We start from the raw sequence: 1,301 nt of genomic DNA, 5'->3' as shown, positions 1-1,301 counted from the left end.
CGGGCTCCGGCGCCGGCTGCAGTGCGGACGGGTCGTAGAGCCTCCCTGTCAAGTTCTGCGTGTTGATGGCCCGTTTGCGGATTGGGGGCTGTTCCAGCTGGCGAGGAGGTCGAGGGTTTCGGCGTCGCGGCTGCCGGGCGGAACGGCGCAGAGGATGAGGTAGAGGCCGTCGTCGGCGGCGAGTTGGGCGGTCTCGTAGGTGAAGGTGAGGTCGCCGGCGAGGGGGTGGTGGATGCGCTTGGCTCCGGCGCGGTGGTGGCGGACGTCGTGGCGGGCCCAGCGCTGGCGGAAGGCGTCGCCGCCGCGGGTGGAGAGTTCGCCGATCAGGTCGGAGAGCGCCTTGTCGTAGGGGTTGCGTCCGACTTCGGCGCGCAGGGTGGCGACGTTCTGGTCGGCGACGCTCTCCCAGTCGGGGTAGAACGCGGGGGCGGCGGGGTCGAGGAAGGTGAAGCGAGCGGCGTTCGCGGGGCGGGCGGGGCTGTCGAAGACCGGCGCGAAGAGGGCGCGGGCGAGGGTGTTGCCGGCCAGGAGGTCGAGGCGGGCGTTGCGGATGTAGGCGGGGACGCCGCTGATCGTCTCGACGAGGTTGCGCAGGCCGGGGCGGACGGGTTGGCGGGCGGGGCGGCCCGGTCCTGCCGGGCCGGTGGCGTTGGCGTTGGCGGCGCGGACGAGGTCGAAGAGGTGGGCGCGCTCCGCGTCGTCCAGCAGCAGGACGCGGGCGACGGTGTCGAGGACGGCGTCGGTGGCGCCGCGGGCGTCGCCTCGTTCGAGTCGGGTGTAGTAGGGGACGCTGACGCCGGCGAGTTGGGCGACCTCCTCGCGGCGCAGGCCGGGGACGCGGCGGGTGCCGGAGAGCGGGGAGAGGGTGAGGCCGGCCTGCTCGGGGGTGACGCGGGCCCGGCGGGTGGTGAGGAAGTCGCGGATCTCGGTGCGTCGGTCCATGCCTTCGACACTACGGCCGGACCGTTCGCGGGGGCACGGGCGTGGGGGTCCTTGTCAGGGTCTGCTTGAGTGCCCCGCCGGGGTGCGGGGCGCGGTTTTCTGGAGGGCATGACCGACCGTCCCGCTCCTGGAGGCCCCCCGATGCCCGCCGCACTTCCCGCCACGGACCGCCCCGTCCCGTCCGGCACCGCCGCGGTGCCGGTGGAGGGTGCCGGGTTCGCGCTGGGGGCGGCGCTGCTGGGGTTCTTCGTGATCACGCTGGACGCGCTGATCGTCAGCGTCGCGCTGCCCGCGATCGGCAACGACCTGGGCGGCGGGATCGGCGGGCTGCAGTGGGTGGTGGACGGCTACACCCTGAT

General features: G+C 74.1%; 1 protein-coding gene and 1 pseudogene. One reads left to right on the top strand and one right to left on the bottom strand.

Features of this window, described 5'->3' with window-relative positions:
- Positions 1–48 precede the first annotated feature (48 nt).
- The gene (locus ABZ641_RS37890; RefSeq protein WP_359989161.1) at positions 49–942 is read right to left on the bottom strand and encodes a helix-turn-helix transcriptional regulator; all 894 of its coding nucleotides are present in this window, start codon (positions 940–942) and stop codon (positions 49–51) included.
- Between the two features lie 141 nt (positions 943–1,083).
- On the opposite strand from ABZ641_RS37890, the pseudogene ABZ641_RS37885 reads away from it, so the two are divergent.
- Positions 1,084–1,301, top strand: a pseudogene (locus ABZ641_RS37885) (MFS transporter); the annotation flags it as partial.

It is taken from the genome of Kitasatospora sp. NPDC007106, from assembly GCF_040634455.1.
GTDB classification, from domain to species: Bacteria; Actinomycetota; Actinomycetes; order Streptomycetales; family Streptomycetaceae; genus Kitasatospora; species Kitasatospora arboriphila.
Note: the sequence above shows the minus strand (reverse complement) of the source record. Positions and strands in the feature narration are given on the sequence as shown.

Bases quoted from the DNA above. Each gene is read 5' to 3' on its own strand.
- ABZ641_RS37890 (WP_359989161.1), bottom strand. From the start codon at position 942: ATGGACCGACGCACCGAGATCCGCGACTTCCTCACCACCCGCCGGGCC.